At 69.2% G+C, this 17,770-nt stretch carries 16 protein-coding genes, 1 tRNA gene and 1 pseudogene; 6 read left to right on the top strand and 12 right to left on the bottom strand.

Going from position 1 to position 17,770, the window contains the following annotated elements; translation table 11 throughout:
* From E6G92_01565 to E6G92_01545, 5 genes are all read left to right on the top strand, one after another.
* A complete protein-coding gene (locus tag E6G92_01565) occupies nt 1-456 on the top strand; it encodes a MaoC family dehydratase (protein ID TMJ18559.1) in 456 nt (151 codons plus the stop codon).
* A gap of 13 nt (nt 457-469) precedes the next feature.
* Nucleotides 470-1,651 carry an acetyl-CoA C-acyltransferase gene (locus E6G92_01560; GenBank protein ID TMJ18558.1) on the top strand — a complete coding sequence of 394 codons (1,182 nt, stop codon included), beginning with the start codon at nt 470-472 and terminating at the stop codon, nt 1,649-1,651.
* 2 nt (nt 1,652-1,653) lie between these two features.
* Nucleotides 1,654-2,112, top strand: coding sequence for a DUF805 domain-containing protein (locus E6G92_01555; GenBank protein TMJ18557.1), 459 nt, complete (start codon nt 1,654-1,656; stop codon nt 2,110-2,112).
* A 92-nt stretch (nt 2,113-2,204) separates the two neighbouring features.
* Nucleotides 2,205-3,527 (top strand): MFS transporter, encoded by a 1,323-nt coding sequence (locus tag E6G92_01550; protein ID TMJ20654.1) that lies wholly within the window; start codon nt 2,205-2,207, stop codon nt 3,525-3,527.
* Nucleotides 3,524-3,898: a DUF1232 domain-containing protein gene (locus E6G92_01545; protein TMJ18556.1), complete on the top strand. Its 375-nt coding sequence runs from the start codon at nt 3,524-3,526 to the stop codon at nt 3,896-3,898. The genes E6G92_01550 and E6G92_01545 overlap by 4 nt, the downstream gene beginning before the upstream one ends.
* Here E6G92_01545 and E6G92_01540 read toward each other — a convergent pair.
* Complete coding sequence (locus E6G92_01540; GenBank protein TMJ18555.1) at nt 3,895-5,133, bottom strand: DUF4157 domain-containing protein; 1,239 nt, start codon at nt 5,131-5,133, stop codon at nt 3,895-3,897. The two genes, E6G92_01545 and E6G92_01540, sit on opposite strands and share 4 nt — an antisense overlap.
* Nucleotides 5,134-5,190: 57 nt before the next feature.
* Here E6G92_01540 and E6G92_01535 point away from each other — a divergent pair.
* Nucleotides 5,191-5,267, top strand: a tRNA-Arg gene (locus tag E6G92_01535).
* A 143-nt stretch (nt 5,268-5,410) separates the two neighbouring features.
* On the opposite strand, the gene E6G92_01530 is transcribed toward E6G92_01535, so the two are convergent.
* The 11 genes and pseudogenes from E6G92_01530 to E6G92_01480 all read right to left on the bottom strand — a co-directional run bounded on the left by E6G92_01530 (nt 5,411) and on the right by E6G92_01480 (nt 17,686).
* Nucleotides 5,411-6,199 carry an OmpA family protein gene (locus E6G92_01530; GenBank protein ID TMJ18554.1) on the bottom strand — a complete coding sequence of 263 codons (789 nt, stop codon included), beginning with the start codon at nt 6,197-6,199 and terminating at the stop codon, nt 5,411-5,413.
* 196 nt (nt 6,200-6,395) lie between these two features.
* Nucleotides 6,396-7,091: pseudogene (locus E6G92_01525) on the bottom strand (hypothetical protein).
* 90 nt (nt 7,092-7,181) lie between these two features.
* A complete protein-coding gene (locus E6G92_01520) occupies nt 7,182-7,436 on the bottom strand; it encodes a hypothetical protein (protein ID TMJ20653.1) in 255 nt (84 codons plus the stop codon).
* 530 nt (nt 7,437-7,966) lie between these two features.
* Complete coding sequence (locus tag E6G92_01515; protein TMJ18553.1) at nt 7,967-10,969, bottom strand: TIR domain-containing protein; 3,003 nt, start codon at nt 10,967-10,969, stop codon at nt 7,967-7,969.
* Nucleotides 10,970-11,991: 1,022 nt separating this feature from the next.
* A complete protein-coding gene (locus tag E6G92_01510; protein TMJ18552.1) occupies nt 11,992-13,086 on the bottom strand; it encodes a CoA transferase in 1,095 nt (364 codons plus the stop codon).
* Nucleotides 13,087-13,089: 3 nt separating this feature from the next.
* Complete coding sequence (locus tag E6G92_01505; protein ID TMJ18551.1) at nt 13,090-13,983, bottom strand: SDR family NAD(P)-dependent oxidoreductase; 894 nt, start codon at nt 13,981-13,983, stop codon at nt 13,090-13,092.
* Entirely contained in the window at nt 13,980-15,326 is a 1,347-nt protein-coding gene (locus E6G92_01500; GenBank protein TMJ18550.1) for a mannitol dehydrogenase family protein, read from the bottom strand. The genes E6G92_01505 and E6G92_01500 overlap by 4 nt, the downstream gene beginning before the upstream one ends.
* Nucleotides 15,323-16,741, bottom strand: coding sequence for a glucuronate isomerase (gene uxaC, locus E6G92_01495; protein TMJ18549.1), 1,419 nt, complete (start codon nt 16,739-16,741; stop codon nt 15,323-15,325). The genes E6G92_01500 and uxaC overlap by 4 nt, the downstream gene beginning before the upstream one ends.
* Nucleotides 16,742-16,782: 41 nt before the next feature.
* Nucleotides 16,783-17,037 (bottom strand): hypothetical protein, encoded by a 255-nt coding sequence (locus E6G92_01490; protein ID TMJ20652.1) that lies wholly within the window; start codon nt 17,035-17,037, stop codon nt 16,783-16,785.
* A 3-nt stretch (nt 17,038-17,040) separates the two neighbouring features.
* Complete coding sequence (locus tag E6G92_01485; protein TMJ18548.1) at nt 17,041-17,313, bottom strand: hypothetical protein; 273 nt, start codon at nt 17,311-17,313, stop codon at nt 17,041-17,043.
* Nucleotides 17,314-17,317: 4 nt separating this feature from the next.
* Nucleotides 17,318-17,686, bottom strand: a complete 369-nt coding sequence (locus E6G92_01480) for a hypothetical protein (GenBank protein TMJ18547.1) — start codon at nt 17,684-17,686, stop codon at nt 17,318-17,320.
* Nucleotides 17,687-17,770: the final 84 nt, after the last annotated feature.

Raw genomic sequence — 17,770 nt, 5'->3', positions numbered from 1 at the left:
ATGCCCATCGCCAGCATCGAAGAGATCAGGGGTCGCGTCGGCAGCGAAGTCGGCCTGTCCGACTGGATCCTTGTCGATCAGGCGCGGATCGACGCCTTCGCCGAGATCACCGAGGACAGGCAGTTCATCCACGTCGATCCCGAGGCGGCGGCGAAGACCCCGTTCGGCGGTACAGTCGCCCACGGCTTCCTCACTTTGTCGCTGCTCAGCCGCTTCGCCGCCGACTCGATGCTTCGTCCCGAGAGCATCAAAATGGGCGTCAATTACGGCTTCGAGAAAGTCCGCTTCCTCGCCCCGGTGCGCGCCGGCAAAAGGGTGCGCGGCCGCTTCGTCCTGGCCAGCTTCGAGGAGAAGCGGCCCGGCCAGTTTCAGTTCACCCACAACGTCACCGTCGAGATCGAGGGTGAGGAAAAGCCCGCATTGATCGCCGACTGGATCGGCATGATCTTCACCTGATCGGAGAATCCCCATGTCCAACCGCGAAGCCGTCATCGTCTCCACCGCCCGCACGCCGATCGGCAAGGCCTATCGCGGCGCGTTCAACGCCACGCCATCGCCGACGCTCGCCGCCCACGCGATCCGCGCCGCGGTCGAGCGCGCCGGGATCGATCCCGCCGAGGTCGACGACGTGATCATCGGCGCTGCGCTGCAGCAGGGCGTGCAGGCGACGATCGGGCGCACCGCGGCGCTCCGCGCGGGGCTACCCGTCACCGTTCCCGGAATGTCGATCGACCGCCAGTGCGCCTCGGGGCTGATGGCGATCGCCACCGCGGCCAAGCAGGTGATCGTCGACCGGATGGACGTCTGCGTCGCCGGCGGAGTCGAATCGATCTCGATGGTCCAGACGCCAGAGATGCGGCTGGGCGCCGACCCCGAACTCCTGGCGATGCACAAGGATGTCTACATGCCGATGATCGGCACTGCCGAGGTGGTCGCGAAACGCTACGGCATCGGCCGCGACCGGCAGGACGCTTATGCCCTGCAATCCCAGCAGCGCACCGCCGCCGCCCAGGCCGCCGGCAGGTTCGACGACGAGATCGTCCCCGTCACCGCGACCATGCAGGTCAAGGACAAGGTCACGGGCGAGATCTCGAAAAAGGAAGTGACGATCGGCAGGGACGAGGGCAACCGCGCCGACACGACGCTGGAGGGCCTGTCGAGCCTCCAGCCGGTGATGGGGCCCGACGCGGTCATCACCGCCGGCAACGCCTCGCAGCTGTCCGACGGCGCCTCGGCCTCGGTGATCATGGAGGCGGGCCTCGCCGCCGAGCGCGGCCTCACCCCGCTCGGCCGCTACATCGGCATGGCCGCCGCCGGCACCGAGCCCGACGAGATGGGCATCGGCCCGGTCTTCGCTGTGCCCACATTGCTCGACCGGTTCGGCCTCAAGGTCTCCGACATCGACCTGTGGGAGCTGAACGAGGCCTTCGCCGTCCAGGTGCTCTACGTCCAGGACGTGCTCGGAATTCCGAACGACCGCATGAACGTCAACGGCGGCGCGATCTCGATCGGCCACCCCTACGGCATGTCGGGCGCGCGGATGACCGGCCACGCTTTGATCGAGGGCAAGCGCCGCGGCGCGAAATACGTGATGGTCACGATGTGCGTCGGCGGCGGCATGGGCGCGGCGGGGCTGTTCGAGGTTCTGTAGGGATGCAGCGCTTCAGTCTTGGCTGGCTGACCGACTATCGAGGGCGGGTGACGTGCGGACCCGTGTTTGCCTATGGGGCGCTCTATGGCGGCGTCTACAGCCTCTTCGTATGGGTCTATGAACGCTCCGGCCTGCCCGGAATGCCGATCGCCGCTATCATCCTCAATATCTTGGTTGCCATCCCGCTCAGCGCCCTGCTCGTGCGCCGGCTGCACGACCAGGGACGGTCGGGTTGGTGGCTTTTGCTCACGCTGCCCGCATATTCATTGGGCCTCGAGAAGGAATGGTATCGCCTAAACGGGGATTTTGAGGCGCTGCTGAGTCCTCAACCGATTTGGGTGAACGTCATCATGGTCATTGGCGTGCTCGCTTTCTTCGGCGCCACTTTCCTGCCCGACGACCCGGAAACCAATCGCTACGGCCCCAATCCGCGCTTCGGCGTGCCGGAGCCCGCGACCTGAGCCTCGCCCTCCCCAGCCCCTGCGACGGCCGCAGCGGCGCTGTCACGGCCGGGGGGAAGGCACGCTATCCGCGGGCGGTTCTCGCCACCTGCATTCTCGCCTCGAGCCTCGCCTTTATCGACGGCTCGGTGCTCAACGTCGCACTGCCGGCGATCCGCGCAAGCTTCCACGCGGCGACCGCCGAGGCGCAGTGGGTGATGAATGCCTTCACCCTGCCGCTCTCCGCCTTGCTCCTCGTCGGCGGGGCGGCGGGAGACCTTTACGGACGGCGGCAAGTGATGCTCGCGGGGATCGCCCTGTTCACCGCCGCCTCGATCCTCTGCGCGCTGGCGCCGAGCCTCGCTTTGTTCCTCGCGGCGCGCGCTTTGCAGGGGATCGGGGCGGCGATGCTGATGCCGTGCAGCCTCGCCATCCTCAGCGCCTCCTTCGCCGGCGAGGCGCGCGGCCGGGCGGTCGGCGCCTGGGCGGCCGCCGGGGCGGTCGCCGGAGCGGTCGCGCCCTTGATCGGCGGCTGGCTGGTCGACGGGCCCGGCTGGCGCTTCATCTTCCTCCTCAACCTGCCGATCGCGCTCGCCGCGGCGGCGCTCGGCTGGCTCTTCGTCCCCGAAAGCGCCAACGAGCAACGGCCGCCGCCCGATTGGGGCGGCGCGGCGCTGGCGACGCTCGGGCTCGGCGCGCTGACCTTCGGCCTCACCGCCTGGTCGGCGAGCCAGGAGGTGGCCGGTACCACCGCCGCGACCCTCGCCGCGGGTGCGATCATGCTGCTGGCGTTCCTGTGGGTCGAGCGGCGCCGGGGCGCCGAGGCGATGGTGCCGCTCGGCCTGTTCGGCTCCCGGCCCTTCGTCGGGCTGACGCTCTTCACCTTCCTGCTCTACGGAGCGCTCGGCGGGCTGATGCTGCTCTTGCCCTACGCGCTGATCGAGGCGGCCCATTATCCGGCGGCCATGGCCGGCCTTGCCGTCCTCCCCTTCCCCATCGTCGTCGCTTTGGGATCGCCGCTGATGGGCAAGCTCGCCGCGCGGCTCGGCCCGCGCGGGCCGCTGACGATCGGCCCGCTGATCGTCGCCGCGGGCTACGCGCTGGCGGTGCGGATCGAGGGCGACGGGGACTATTGGACCCAAGTCCTTCCTTCCATCCTCGCCGTCTCGCTCGGCATGGCGATCGCCGTCGCGCCGCTCACCACCGCCGTGCTCGGCTCGGTCGACGAGCATCATGTCGGCACCGCCTCGGGCCTCAACAGCGCGGTCTCGCGCGCCGGGGGCCTGATCGTCGTCGCCCTGCTCGGCGCCGTTCTGTCGCGGGAAGGTCCGGCGTTGATCTCCGCCCTCCACGGCGCGGCGCTGGCCGGTGCGGGCCTGGCGCTGGTTTCGGCCGCCACGGCCTTCCTCACCCTCCCGCCGAGAAAGCCCCGATGAGCGAAGGCCCTTCCCTCGTGAAACGGCTCAGGATCGAGGCGCATGCGGTGTGGCTCGCCGCGCGCGATCCGCGAACGCCCTGGGCCGCGCGCGCCCTGGCGCTGCTGATCGCCGCTTACGCCTTGTCGCCGATCGACCTCATCCCCGATTTCATCCCGGTGCTCGGCCTGCTCGACGACGCGCTTCTGATCCCGCTCGGCCTGTGGCTGGTCGCCCGGATGCTGCCGCCGGGCCGGCTCGACGAGCACCGCCGAGCCGCCGCAGCCGCGGCCGAGCGTCCGGTGAGCAAGGCCGGCGCGCTGATCGTCGTCGCCTTGTGGGCCGCTCTCGCCTGGGTGGCCTGGTCGTGGCTGCGCTGGGCCTATGCCTAGGCCTTCGCCCGGAAAGGCGTGAAATCCGTCCCCTCGTCGTAGACGTCGACGCCTTCTTTGGCCTTGAGCCAGCCGACCACGGCATAGGTGACCGGAGTCAGCAGCGCCTCCCAGCCGACCTTCAGCGCCCATTGGGTGACGAGCACCTCGATCACCAGATCGTTGGGCCACCCGGAAGCGCCCCAGAAGGCGAGCGGGTAGAAGATCAGGCTGTCTACGCCCTGCCCCGCGACGGTCGAGCCGATCGTCCGCGCCCAAAGGTGCCGGCCTTTGGTCCGGATCTTCATCTTGGCCAGCACGTAGGAATTGACGAACTCGCCCGCCCAGAAGGCGATCATCGAGGCGAAGACGATCCGCGGCACCTGGCCGAACACCTGCTCGTAGGCCGCCTGCCCGCCCCAATCCGCGGCCGGCGGCAGAGCGACCACCACCCACGACATGAAGGCCATGAACAGCAGAGCGGCGAAGCCCGCCCAGATCACCCGGCGCGCGCGGGCGTAGCCATAGACCTCTGTCAGCACGTCGCCGATCACGTAGGAGATGGGGAAGAAGAGGATCCCGGCGCCGAACGGCCGCAGCCCGACCCAGGGCAGGTCGATCACCGCCACCTTGCCCGCGCCGAGCACGTTCGAGAGCAAGAGGATGGTGACGAACGCAGCCATCACATAATCGAAATAGCGCAGCCGAAGCTCGCCGAGCGCGGCGGCCTTCACTTCCCTGATCTCGCCCATCGTCCCCCCGAAGCCTCTGAGGCCGCTTCCAACCATGTTCGGCCGCACTCTCTCTACCGCCTCGGGGTCGCCGCGCCAGAGCGCCAAAGCGTGATCGCCGGCGATTTCCGCCTGCGCCTCGAGCGTCGCCTCGGCGAAGCGGGTCTCGCCGGGCGCGTAGCGATACATGGCCGGGGCGTGGAACCCTGCGCCGATGAACTCGCGGGCATAACGCAGCAGGAAGCGGACGAGGCCGAGCGCGCGATACTGCCACACGTGCATCATCTCGTGCACGAACAGCCGCCGCCGGGCCTCCGCCTCTTCCGCGAAATCGGCGACCGGGTCGCGCACGTAGATCGTTCGCCCGAGCGTGATCGCCGGATTGCCGTTGGCGAAGGCCAGCATGGGAATCGGATTCCAGCCGGCGCCGTGGCGGATTCGGACGCGGCCGTAGGCGAGGGCGTTGCCGAACACCGGCTCGGCAAGCGCGATCTCGCCTTGCGTGAGGGGTCTGGCGCCCATCATTCCGCCCGCATAATCCCATCCACATCTTCACCAAAGCGCGCTAGACGCTTGCCGCGCGCGCCCGTAGCTCAGTTGGACAGAGCACGAGCCTTCTAAGCTTGGGGTCGCAGGTTCGAATCCTGCCGGGCGCGCCAGCTTGCTCTTCGCTGGCGCCTGGGCGGGCGCGGAAGTTTTCGAAGTTTCCGCTTCCCTGAAACTCGCCAATCGGTGCCTCGAAAGCAAACGAGCGCGCGGAGCTCCGGCCCCGCGCGCTCGCGCATTTGCCCCCGCTCGAGGGCTATTGGGTCAGCTGGCCCTTCGGCGTGACCACGCGAACCACCACCCGGCGGGCCTGGTCGTTGCTGGTCGGCGCCTCCATTCCCGGCGCGGCCGCGGTCTCGCCCATGGCCGAGGGCGAGAGCACCCGGCCCGGCTGGATCGCGCCGGTCTGGCGCACGAAGTTGCTGACGGCGATCGCGCGCCTGAGGCTCAGCCGCTCGTTCGCCGCCGGATCGCCGCGGCTGTCCGCGAAGCCGATGATCGAGATCCGGTAATTGCCGAAGCCGGGAGCCGCGCGGGCGAGCGCGCGGAGCTGCTCCTGATACTGAGCGCCGACGGCGGCGCTTCCGGTCGGGAAGTAGACGGTGACCTCCTGGCGGATCTCATATTCGTTGCCGTCGATGATCGCCTGGCGGAGCGCTGCCCGCTCGGTCGCCGCCTGCTGGAACTGCTGCTGGGTGCCGCCCGTCGCGGCGATCGCCGCGCGCCAGTCGCGCTCGCGGAACTCGATCTCCTCGGCGGTGAGGGTGCTGCCCTGCTGATCGCCTTCGGCCTTGATGATCAGGCCCGGAATCAGGGCGCCGGTATTGCTGTCCCGCGATCCGGCGAGCGCTCCGCTGCGATTCTCGCGGATCCGGGTCGAGGGCGTCACGACGACCGTGATATTGCCTTCGCGCGTGCGCACGTTGAGGTTGTTCTGGCTGCGCGAGATGATGACTCCCTCGCGCTCCGCAACCTGCGCGATAGCCGATGTCGAAACCATCAGCGCCGCGGCAAAGAGCGCGAATCCCCGCTGTTTTACTCCCATGTCGAAAAGTCCTTCCCTAGGAACACTCCCTAAGGGTGGACTAGCCTCTTTGCCTGAGGCCACGCATCGGTGACTCTACTGAATTCGGCCCGCGCGATTCATGATCGCCGCCGATTTGGCCCCGCTATCGGCCAAGCGAGAAGGAGGAGGAGCGAAGGGTGGCGACCTTCGGAGCCGGAATCTGCGGCGGCGCCCCGGCCGCGACCCGCATCCCCGGAAACACCTCCTCGAGCGGACGGGTCTCGGGCAGGATGTAGACGATTCCCCCGGCCTCGGCGAACAGCGGCTGGACGATCTCGCGATAGAAAGGGATCGGCACGTTGATGCAGCCGAAGGTGATCCGGTTGTCCTCGGGCGAGAGCGATTCCAGGCGCTGCAGCCGCCGCTCGCGCGGATTGGTGGTGACGACCGGGTGAAGCGCGACCGAATTGGCGAAATCCACCCACAGGACGGTGTGGCCGCCATAAGCCGGGCCGTAGCGCGCGACGAAGCGGCCTGCCGGGGTCGTCCGCTCGGCCGGGCCGATCTGGGAAAGGTCGCGATCGCCGACCCCTGGGGTGGAATCGTCGCCGCTCGCCACTCCGAGCAAGGCCGGAGCGGCGCCCACCGCATTGCCTTGAGCGTCGAACACGAACACAGCCGCGGCCGTCTTGTCGATGACGATGAAGGGGAGCCCGCGATTGTCGCCGCTGGCGACCACCCAGCCGATCGTCTCGCGTGCCGCGCGGGTGGGCGCGGCGAGCGGATCGGCGTCCGGCGGCGCTTGGCCGAGCGCCTGCGCGCCCGCTCCGGCCGCGAAAGCCGCCGCGGCCTCCACTTGCGCAGAAGCCGGGGACTCGAGCGCCCCCGCGACCGCCAAAGCGATCAAAGCTGCTCTCGCCTGGCTACGCATGTTCATTACCTGGCACCACGACGCGAACCGATCCGGGCGGCTGAGGTTCCAGGCCCGGAATCGCCGCGCGACTCCGGGACCCGGGCAGGATCAGTTGCGCGGACGCCTTTGCGACGCCATGCGCTGCTCGATACCGTCGACTCGGCCGGTCAGCTCGTCGATGCGCTGGTTGGCCCGTTGCGCCTCGCCGGCGGCGGCCTGAGCGCCCTGCAGCGCCGACTGGGCCGTGTTGTTGACCTCGTTGACCCTGGCCTCGAGCGCGCTGACGCGTCCGTTGACCAGCGCAATCTGCTCGTCGACATATTCGGTGGTGGCGCAGCCGCTGAGGCCGAGGCCGCCGACCATCGTGACGAGAGCGATCGCGATACTCCTTCTCGGTGAGGGCATTTTTCTAACTCCCCTGTGGAGATTGACGTCCGCAACCGGGCACGCCGCCCCGAGGAAGCGAGCCCGACCGGCCGATCGATCGCCGTGGCCGGCGACGACCGCTATTCGCGAGGAGCAAAGCGGGCGTAATAGGGGAAAACCCCGGTTTCCCGGGCGAATTGTAGCGGGATTCTACGGAAGGGGGCGCCCCGGCCCGTCACAGAAAACGCCCGGCGCCAGCCTAAGCCGAAGCGCCGGGAAGCAATTCCGCGGTCCGGCCCAAGCGGGCCGGACGGATTTCCGGATCAGCGGTCGCCGTTGCCCATCAGCGGGCTGCGATCGCCGTTGCCCAGAAGGTCGGAGCTCTCGTCGAACCCAGCCTCGAACGCATCATTCCCGGCGATCCCTTGCGGGCTCGCGCCGTCGATCCCCTCCGGCTGGTCGGAAGGCTGTCCATCGCGCTGCTTGTTGTCCATGACCGGAAAACTCCTGATTGGAACGGCTTGAGTTTACGCGAAACCGAGGCGGTTAAGCAAATCGTTAAACGCGGGGGCCCGCCGAAGCGGATCGACGAACGGATCGTTGCGCAGATAGACGAGGCCCGAATCGATCGAACGGAACGCCTCGGCAAGCCGGGCCATCGCCTCGTCCGGCCGCCCGGACTGGGCGAGGACCTGCGCCTGCTGGTAGAGGCCGTTGTCCCCATGCTCGGCGCGCAGCCGATCGAAGGCGGCGGCAGCCTCCGCCTCATTGCCCTTGCGCCCCGCGACGATGGCGATCCCGGTCAGCTTGAACAGGCTGCTCGGCTCCCGCTCATATTCGGCCCGGGCCTCGTCGATCCGGCCCATCATCAGCAAGGCCGCGCCGATCGCCGAATGGGCGACCGACAGCTGCGGGTTGAGCTCGAGCGCGCGCCGGAACGAAGGGATCGATTCCGCATAGCGCCGCGCCGAATATTCGACGTCGCCGATCAGGCGCTGGGTGCGGGCGTTGAGCGGATCGAGCGCGGCCGAGCGGCCGATCGCCTCGCGCGCGGCCGCGATCCGGCCGCAGCGGGCGCTGTAGAGGGCGTAGCGGCTGAGGATGTCGGCCTCGCCCCTTCCGAGCGCGAGCGAGCGTTCGTAGGGCCCGCGCGCGGCCCGGGCGTCGAGCCGGCCGTTGAACAAAGCGAAGCCGAGCGCCGATTGGGTCTCGGCGACCTCCGGAGCGAGGGCCGCGCCGCGCTGCGCGGCCTCCACCGCCAGCCGGTAGGTCTCGCGCCGGCGCTCGCCCTGCTCGTACTGGTTGCCGATCACCGTCAAGGCGCGCGAGCGCGCCGAATAAGCGAGCGCGTAGCGCGGATCGGCGGCGATGGCCGCATCGAAATGGGCCAAAGCCGCGCGATCGCTTTCCTCGTCGATCGCCTGATCGAAAAGGTCCTTGCCGCGCAGCTGGGAATCGTAGGCGGTGAGGTTCGCGGTTCCGCCGGCCGCGGCCGCGGCGGTGCCGCGGTGCCCGGACTGCTGCCGGTCGATCTGCGCCGCCAGCGCGACCGCCACGGCGTCGGCGATCTCCTCCTGCACCGCGAACAGATCGGCCAGGGGACGGTCGAACGCGCGCGACCATTGGCTGAATCCCGTCTCTCCGTCGATCAGCTCGGCTGAAATGCGCACCACCGAGCCGGTCGTCCGCACGTTGCCGTCGAGGAGATAGCGCACCTTGAGCGCGCGCGAGATGGTGCGCGCGTCGTCGTTGCTGTCGCGGAAGCGGTTGGAGGAGGTCTGCGCGGCGACCTCGAGCAGCGGATTGCGGGCGAGCTGGGTGCGGATCTCGGCCGCGAGGCCGTCCGAGAAATAGGCGCGCCCCGCATTGCCGCCGAGATTGTCGAATGGAAGAACGGCGATGCTTCGGGCCTGCGCCTCGCCGCCGAACAGGCCGGCCCACCAGGCGATCCCGCCGCCCGCCGCCGCGGCCGCCGCCGCTCCCCCGGCGATGAATGCGCGGCGGCCGACCGGCCGCTGGAGCGGCGGCGAGGGCTCCGGAGCGGACCGTCCGTGGAGCGCCGCCACCGCATGGATCATCGCGTCGAGGCCCGCCTTGCGGCTCCTGGCGCCGCGCCCCGACAGGTCGATCGTCTGGAACTGGCGGAAGCCGAGCGGCGGCTGGGCGCCGTCGATCGTCAGCGGGACGATGCAGCGGCGGTCGCGGCCGCGCATCGCCTCATCATGGACCCAGTGGGAGGCGACCGACGTATTCGACCACAAGACGACCACCGCCTTGGCGCCCTCGAGCGCGGCTTCGGTCGTTCCGAGATAGCGCTCGCCGCCCTCGAGCTTGCCGTCCCACCAGACCGAAAAGCCGGCATTTTCGAGGGCGCGGATGATCGGGAGCGCGGCCTTGCGGTCGGCGCGGGCATAGCTGACGAAGACGGACGTCGGCCCGCTCTCCCCAGTCTCCCGCTCCTCGCCGGTAGCCATGGTTTCAGCCCCCTGTGCGCCCGTCTTCAAGCCGGCGCGGCCATATCCTACCATCATGTTCGGCCGAACCGAAGGGGGACTTGCTCCCGCCGCGCCGCCCGTTACCTTGGCTCGATGAGCGACGATCCGGCGAGCGCCCCATCGAGCGGCCTTCCACCCCCGCGCCTGTGCGTCGGAGTCACCGGCCACCGCGACGGAAACGCCGCCTTCCTCGCCAACCGGGCGGCGATCGAAGCCTCCCTGCGCGCCGTCTTCGCAGCGGTCGACGACGCCGCGACGGGCCTTTCGGCGGCGCGGACCAGGCTCCACGCGCTGCTCGCTCCCGGGGCCGACATGATGGCGATGGAGCTTGGCCTGGCGATGAACTGGGAGGTCGTGGCGCCGCTCCCGTTCGGCCTCGAGCTCAACATCGCGCTCAACTGCCGCGACATGAGCGAGGACGATGCGCGGGCGCTGCTGCACGGCGATGGAGCACCGTCGCCCGCGATCGCCGGGCAGGCGCGGGCGATGCGCGAGATCGCGGGTCGGGTTCAGCTCTTCGAGCTCGCCGAGGAGGATGATTTCGTGTCCGGGCTGTTCATCGCTCACCTGGCGACGCCGGGCGACCGGCACGCCGCGACCGAATATTCGATCTTCGTTTCGGAACGGGCGGCGGCCGCGGCGCGGATCATGATCGAGCAATCGGACCTGCTCGTCGCGATCTGGGACGGGGCGACGCCGGGCTCCATCGGCGGCACCCGCCATTCGATCGAATCGGCGCTCTACCACGGCCTTCCGGTGATCTGGATCGACGCCAACGAGCCCGAGTCGGTCTACGTCCTTGAAGGGCCGGACGCGCTGGAGCGGCTGGGGAGCCCGCAAAAAGCCGCCGAGGTGGCGGCGTTCGTCGCCGCCATCGCCAGCCCGGCGGACGTCGATCATTGGGAGCGGGCGGCGCGCCTGCATTCGGAGCAGTGGCACAAGCGAAGCAGCCGGCGATTTCATGCCTATCGGAGGATCGAGACGATCTTCGGCGGCGCGGGCGCCGGGCGCTTCTTCCGGAGCCTGGTCGAGCATTACGAGACGCCCGAGGCGATCGCCGAGGGATCGGGCGCCGAGCTACTGGCATCCGCCCGCGCGCTTTCGGGCACGGATTCGGCGTTCGTCGAGCGGCTGAAGACCCAGGTGCTTCGGCGCTTCGCCTGGGCCGACGGCCTGTCGACCTACCTTTCCGACGCCTATCGCGGCGGGATGGTGACCAACTTCCTTTTGTCGGCGATGTCGGTCATCGCCGGAGTGGCCTATCTGCCGCTCGTCGGGGTCGACTGGAAATGGCCGTTCGCGGCGGCCGAGCTGGTGCTTCTGCTGGCGATCGTGGGCATTACGATGGTCGGCCGCAGGCGGCGCTGGCACGGGCGGTGGCTGGAGACCCGCAGGGTCGCCGAATATCTTCGCCACGCGCCCATCTTGCTGCTGCTCGGAGTGACCCGGCCCGTCGCCCGCTGGCCGCAGGGATCGGGCACGCAATGGCCGGAATATTATGCGCGCCAGGCGCTGCGCGCGGCCGGCCTGCCCAGGATCGTCGTCACCCAGGAGCATCTCCGCTCGGCGCTGGTGCTTCTGCTCGCGCGCCACGCCCGGCAGCAGCGCGACTACCACCGGCAAAAGGCGGCGAAGCTCACCCGGGTCCACCACCGGCTCGACCGTATGTCGAACGTGATGTTCGTCCTCGCGATCGTCTCGGTCTGCGTCTATCTCGGGGTGATCGCTGCCGCCTATTTCGGCCTCGTTCCCGAGCATGTCGGCGAAGTGCTGGCCAAGCCGCTGACCTTCCTCGGCCTCGCCCTGCCGGCGCTTGGCGGCGCCTTCGCCGGAATCCGCTATCTCGGCGATTTCGACCGCTTCGCGTCGATCTCGGAGATCGCGGCGGAGAAGCTGGAGGGGCTGGGCGCCCGGATCGAAAGGCTTTTGACCGGCACCGAGCCGAGGCTTCGCTACGCCCAGGTCGCCAGCCTCGCCCACGCTTTGGACGACGTGGTGATCGGCGAGATCGAGAGCTGGCAGGCGGTGTTCGCGGTCAAGAACATGGCGGTGCCGGTCTAGAGCCAATCGCGCAGGAGCGCTTCGGCGTCGGCCCCGCGCGGGGGGACTTTGCCGGGATCGCCCGCGGGCGTGCCGGAAAAGCGCGGCGCCGGAGCGGCCTGGAGGAAGCCGCCGCTTTCGAAATAGACTCTGCGCGCTGCCATATGCGGGTGGTTCGCCGCTTCCCCGGGATCGAGAACGGGAGCGAAACAGGCGTCGGTCCCTTCGAGGAGGGCGCACCATTCGTCGCGGGTGCGGGTCGCGAAGAGGGCGGCGAGACGCTCCTTCTGATCGGGCCAGGCCGCGGGATCGTAGCCGCTGGCGAAGGCGGGATCGTCCGAAAGCCCCAGCCTTTCCAGCAGCAATGCGTAGAATTTGGGCTCGAGCGAACCGACCGAGACGTAGCCGCCGTCGGCGCAGCGATAGGTCTGATACCAGTGCGGCCCGTCGAGGAGGCTCCGCCCGCGCTCCGAGTGGAGCCGGCCCGCCGCCTTCAGGGTCATGAGCAGGCCAAGCATGTGCGCGCTGGCATCGACGACCGCTGCGTCGATCACCTGCCCCTGCCCAGTCTCCCGGGCGCTCATCACCGCGGAAAGGATGCCGACCGCGAGGTAGAGCGCGCCGCCGACGTCGCCCACCACGGTCGGCGGAGTGAGCGGCGGCTGGCCGGGCTGGCCCGAATACCAGAGGGCGCCCGACAAAGCGATGTAGTTGAGGTCGTGGCCGGCGGCTTGGGCGAGCGGCCCCTCCTGCCCCCAGCCGGTCATCCGCCCGTAAGCGAGCCGCGGATTGCGCTCGAGACAGACGTCCGGCCCGAGCCCGAGCCGTTCCATCACTCCGGGCCGCATGCCTTCGATCAGAGCGTCGGCCTTCTCCACGAGGCCGAGAACCGTTTCGATCCCCTCGGCCGACTTCAAATCGATGGCGATCGACCTCTTGCCGCGATGGGGAATCGCCGCCGGGCCGAGATCGAAGTCGTCCGGCCCCGGCTCGGGCCGCTCGACCAGAACGACGTCCGCGCCGAGATCGGCCAGCAACATCCCGCAAAAGGGGCCAGGGCCGATGCCGGCGATTTCGAGGATTCGAAGCCCGGCGAGCGGCCCACCGGCCATGGCTCAGCCAAGCCCCAGAGCGACGGCCGCCTGGCCGAAGCCGTTGTCCGGCACCAGCTCGTCCTCGCGGGCCGAGACCGCCTCGAACCGCTCGGCCACCGCTTCGGGGGTAAGCTCGCCGGCGCCGAGCTGGATGCCGCGCGTCAGGGTGACGTAGGCGCGCTCCACGCCGCCGCCGCCGGCCCCCAGCGTGACCTTGTTCGGGGCACCTTCGCTGACCAGGAAAAGCGCCGCGGGGACCACCGTCTCCGGCCCGGTCCGCGCGAGGATCTCCGGCGGCATCACATCCTCGGTCATCCGGGTCGCGGCAAGCGGTGCGATCGTATTGACGTGGACATTGTATTTCGCGCCTTCGAGCGCGAGCGTGTTCATCAGGCCGACCAGGCCGAGCTTGGCCGCGCCGTAATTGGCCTGGCCGAAATTGCCGTAGAGGCCGGTCGACGAGGTGGTCATCAGGATGCGGCCATAAACCTGCTCGCGCATCGTCTCCCACACCATTTTGGTGCAGATCGCCGAGCCGATCAGGTGGACCTCGACGACCGCCCGGAACTCGTCGATCGACATCTTGGCGAAGCTCTTGTCCTTCAGGATGCCGGCATTGTTGATGAGGATGTCGATCCGGCCCCAGCGCTCTTTGGCATCGGCCACCAAAGCGGCGATTCCGGCCTCGTCGGCGACGCTGCTGGCGTTGGCGATCGCCTCGCCGCCCGCGGCCTCGATCTGCGACACCACGGCCTGGGCCGCGCCGTGCGAGGCGCCGCTGCCGTCGCGCGCGGCGCCGAGATCGTTGACCACGACCTTCGCGCCGCGCCGCGCAAGCTCCAGCGCATAGGCCTTGCCGAGCCCGTTGCCGGCGCCGGTGACGATCGCCACCCGATTTTCGAAGCTGATGGTCATTGTGTTCCCTTGCCCCAATCCCGTTCGATTACCCCCCGGGCGCCAAGCGCCGCAAGCCTGCCGAGCTGCCCGGTCAGCGCGGCGGCGAAGCGCGGATCGGCCGCCAGCGCTGGCAGGAAGACCGCCTCGAGGCCCAGCAACGCCCTCACCTGCGCCTCCGGTTCGCTCTGTCCGGCCAATCGCCGGCGAGTCTCGCCGGCCAGTGGATCGTCGACCGCGAACGCCCTTCCTTCGTCATCCCGACCCGCTTGCCAGCGCATCCACGCGGCCACCGCCAGCGCAAGCGCGTCGATCGGCTGCCCCCTTTCCAGCCGGGCGGCGATCGGCGCCAGCAGGCGCTGGGGAAGCTTTTGCGTGCCGTCCATCGCGATCTGGCGCGCGCGGTGCTGCAACCCGGGATTGGCGAAGCGGGCCATAAGGGCTGCGCGATAGGCGCCGAGATCGAGGCCCGCCGGCGGATCAAGCGTCGTCTGGGCCTCGTCCCACAGCGCTTCGACGAAGCGGCGCCCGGCGGGAGTGGCGACGAACTGGTGGACGAACTCCACTCCGGCGAGGCCGCCGAGATAGGCGATCGCGCTGTGCGCGCCGTTGAGCAGGTGCAGCTTGGCGTTCTCCCAAGGGCCGATATCCAAAGCGATCTGAACTCCGGCCGCTTCGAAATCGGGTCGCTCGCCGCGAAAGCAATCCTCGATCACCCACTGGCAATAGGGCTCGGCCTTGACCATCGCCCGGTCGACCAGACCGATCCGCGCGGCGAGCGCCTCAATGTCCGCCACCTCGGTCGCGGGGACGATCCGGTCGACCATCGTCTGGGGAAAGGCGATGTGATCGCGGATCCAGCCGGCGCGCGCCGGATCGCTCGCGTCGATCACCGCTTGCGCCAGCCGCTCTCCGTTGCGCGGGAGATTGTCGCAGGAAAGGATGGTGAGCGGCTCGCGCCGCCGGGCGAGGCCGTCGGCGATGACCCGGATCGCGGCCGCGCCGGGCAGATAGCCCTTCTCGGTGACCGTCAGCGTCACCAGCTTCGTCTCCGGCGAGGCCAGGCGCCCGGCTAGGCCGTCCGCGCCGTGGATCACCTCGCGCAGGGCGCCGATCACCCGTACCTCCTCGCCGACCACCAGCGAGTAGAGGCAATCCTGCGGCGCCATCGCCTCGCGCACCGCCGGCGAGCGGAGCGAAGCGCCGGCGACGCCCCAGCCGAGATCGTCGAACACCAATGCCTGATGGGCGCGGTGAAAGGCGCCGATGCCGAGGTGCAGCACGCGCACCGGCGGGCGCGCGGCCGGCCGGCGAACCCAGTCGGGCGCGAGCGCGAGCGTCGCCTCGCTCAGCCGCGGAGTCACAGCTTGTAGGCCGCCTTGGCGAGATCGTAGGCGAGCGCTCGGGCCACTTCGTGCGCCTCGTCCTCCTCCAGCCTGTGCTCGGCGACCAAGCGGGCGAGGAAGGCGCAATCCATCCGCCGAGCGACGTCGTGCCGCGCCGGGATCGAGAGGAAGGCGCGGGTGTCGTCGTTGAAGCCGACCGTGTTGTAGAATCCGGCCGTCTCGGTTGCCGCCTCGCGGAAGCGGCGCATGCCTTCGGGGCTGTCGTGGAACCACCAGGGCGGCCCAAGCCTGAGCGCCGGATAATGACCGGCCAGCGGCGCGAGCTCGCGCGAATAGACGTCCTCGTCGATCGTGAAGAGGATGAGGGTGAGGCGGGAATCGTTGCCGAACCGGTCGAGCAAGGGCTTCAGCGCACGGACGAACTCGGTCTGAGCCGGGATGTCCGCGCCCTTGTCGCGGCCGAAGCGCTCCAGCACGGATCGGTTGTGGTTGCGGTACACGCCCGGATGGAGCTGCATCACCATTCCGTCCTCGATGCTCATCCGCGCCATCTCGGTGAGCATCTGGGCGCGAAACAGCTCGGCCTCGGCAGCGGTGAAGCTGCCCGAGAGAACCTGGGCATAAAGCGCTTCCGCGTCCGTCGTGGGCAGATCGGCCGTTGCCGCACTCGGGTGGCCGTGATCGGTCGAAGTCGCCCCGCCCACATCGCGGAAATAGGCGCGGCGGTTCTCGTGGGCACGCAGATAGCCGGCCCAGGTGGAGACGTCCTCGCCCGTAATTTCGCCGAGCCGCCGAACATTGCCGGCGAAACCGGCGAAGTCGGGGTCGACGACCGAATCGGGGCGGTAGGCGGTCATCACCCGCCCGTTCCATCCACTGGCGCGGATCGCGCGGTGATGGTCGAGCGGGTCGAGCGGGCTTTCGGTGGTGGCGATGGCCTCGATGTTGAACCGCTCGAACAGCGCGCGCGGGCGGAATTCCGGCCGCCTGAGCGCCGCGTCGATCGCGTCGTAATAATGATCGGCGGTGTCGGCCGACAGCCGCACGTCGAGGCCGAACACCTCGGCGAACACCCAGTCCAGCCACAGCCGCGAGGGCGTTCCGCGGAACAGATGATAGAGGCTGGCGAAGCGCCGCCAGATCGCGCGCGGATCGCTCTCCACGGCCCCGCCGTCGGCGCGGGGGATGCCGAGGTCTTCCAGCCCGACGCCCTGGCTGTAGAGCATCCGGAAGACGTAGTGATCCGGGACGATCAGCAATTCGGCCGGGTTGGCGAAGGGCTGGTTTTCGGCGAACCAGGCCGGGTCGGTATGGCCGTGCGGGCTGACGATCGGAAGGCCGGCGATCGGCTCGTAGAGCCTGCGGGCGATGGCGCGCACGGCCGCATCGGGCGGGAACAGGCGATCGGGATGGAGCTTGAGCGGCTTGGTCATCGCCATCGGCTCTAACCGCTTTTGAGCGGGTGTGAAGGCGCTCACGAGCGCCGGTTCTTGTTCCAGACCGAGATGAGGATGATCGAGAAGGCGGCGAGCCGAAGCAGATAGAGCCAGCTGCGCTCCTCCACCGGTATGTCCGCCAGCCGAAGCAAAGCCTGGTTGAGCCCGAGCAGCCAGAAGGCGATGGCGAAGGCGAGGAACAGGCTGTCGCGGGTCCGGCTCCAGAAGCGCAGGAAGAAGAGGCCCGCCGCGGCGAAGCCGAGGGTGATCGCGCCGGAGAGGAAATCGAGCAGCATCTACTCCTCCCGGTCCCAGATGAAGCCGAACAGGAGCACGCTCACCGCCGCCAGAGCGAGAAGCGCGCGCACCAGCCCCAGGTCGCGATCGCGAAGCACCAGCAGGTCGATGATCACCACCAGGTTGTTCGCGGCCAGCAGCACGAAGCAGAGCGCGCTCCACAAGAGCAGCCGCGCGCCCGTCCGCCGGAAGCTGCGCCCGAGCAGGACCGCGCAGGCGCTGCTCGTCAGGAAGCAGAGGAGATAGACGGTCGTCGGGAACCCGCTCGCCATCGCCTCAATCCTTCCACAGCCGGAAGGCGTCGGCGAACGCGCTGGCGCCGGGATTGGCGGCGGCCACGATCATCCGCCGAACGGCGTTCGGGCTGCTGGCGTAAAGCCGCTCGGTGTCGGCGATCAGCGCAGCCACCGAATCGGAAGCCGGCGCAAAGCGGGCGCCGGCGGGATCGACGAGGATCAGCCCGGCCGCGGCCAGCGTTTCGATGCTTTGGGCAACCACCAGCTCGCTCCCCCTCAAGGCGGCGACCATCTCCGCCCTAGTCAGCTTTCGCTCGTGATTCTGTCTGAGAAGGATCAGCAATTCCAGCGCCCAGACGGACCGGAAGGTCGTCCGGACGAAATCGGCGATTTCCTCGTTCGAAGCCATTGGAAGACTCGAAGACCCTCGATTGCGATCCGATCCACCCGCGGCGCGCCCTAGCGCGGTTCGCCGCCCGTGCAAGCGCGGTTC

The organism is Alphaproteobacteria bacterium, assembly GCA_005883305.1.
GTDB lineage: Bacteria > Pseudomonadota > Alphaproteobacteria > Sphingomonadales > Sphingomonadaceae > Allosphingosinicella.
Note: the sequence above shows the minus strand (reverse complement) of the source record. Positions and strands in the feature narration are given on the sequence as shown.

Coding starts and splice junctions, on each gene's coding strand:
- E6G92_01480 (TMJ18547.1), bottom strand. CDS start 17,686: ATGGCTTCGAACGAGGAAATCGCCGATTTCGTCCGGACGACCTTCCGG.
- E6G92_01545 (TMJ18556.1), top strand. CDS start 3,524: ATGAGCGAAGGCCCTTCCCTCGTGAAACGGCTCAGGATCGAGGCGCAT.
- E6G92_01560 (TMJ18558.1), top strand. CDS start 470: ATGTCCAACCGCGAAGCCGTCATCGTCTCCACCGCCCGCACGCCGATC.
- uxaC (TMJ18549.1), bottom strand. CDS start 16,741: ATGACCAAGCCGCTCAAGCTCCATCCCGATCGCCTGTTCCCGCCCGAT.
- E6G92_01485 (TMJ18548.1), bottom strand. CDS start 17,313: ATGGCGAGCGGGTTCCCGACGACCGTCTATCTCCTCTGCTTCCTGACG.
- E6G92_01510 (TMJ18552.1), bottom strand. CDS start 13,086: ATGGCCGGTGGGCCGCTCGCCGGGCTTCGAATCCTCGAAATCGCCGGC.
- E6G92_01515 (TMJ18553.1), bottom strand. CDS start 10,969: ATGCTCGACCAGGCTCCGGAAGAAGCGCCCGGCGCCCGCGCCGCCGAA.
- E6G92_01540 (TMJ18555.1), bottom strand. CDS start 5,133: ATGATGGGCGCCAGACCCCTCACGCAAGGCGAGATCGCGCTTGCCGAG.
- E6G92_01565 (TMJ18559.1), top strand. CDS start 1: ATGCCCATCGCCAGCATCGAAGAGATCAGGGGTCGCGTCGGCAGCGAA.
- E6G92_01505 (TMJ18551.1), bottom strand. CDS start 13,983: ATGACCATCAGCTTCGAAAATCGGGTGGCGATCGTCACCGGCGCCGGC.
- E6G92_01530 (TMJ18554.1), bottom strand. CDS start 6,199: ATGGGAGTAAAACAGCGGGGATTCGCGCTCTTTGCCGCGGCGCTGATG.
- E6G92_01520 (TMJ20653.1), bottom strand. CDS start 7,436: ATGGTCGGCGGCCTCGGCCTCAGCGGCTGCGCCACCACCGAATATGTC.
- E6G92_01555 (TMJ18557.1), top strand. CDS start 1,654: ATGCAGCGCTTCAGTCTTGGCTGGCTGACCGACTATCGAGGGCGGGTG.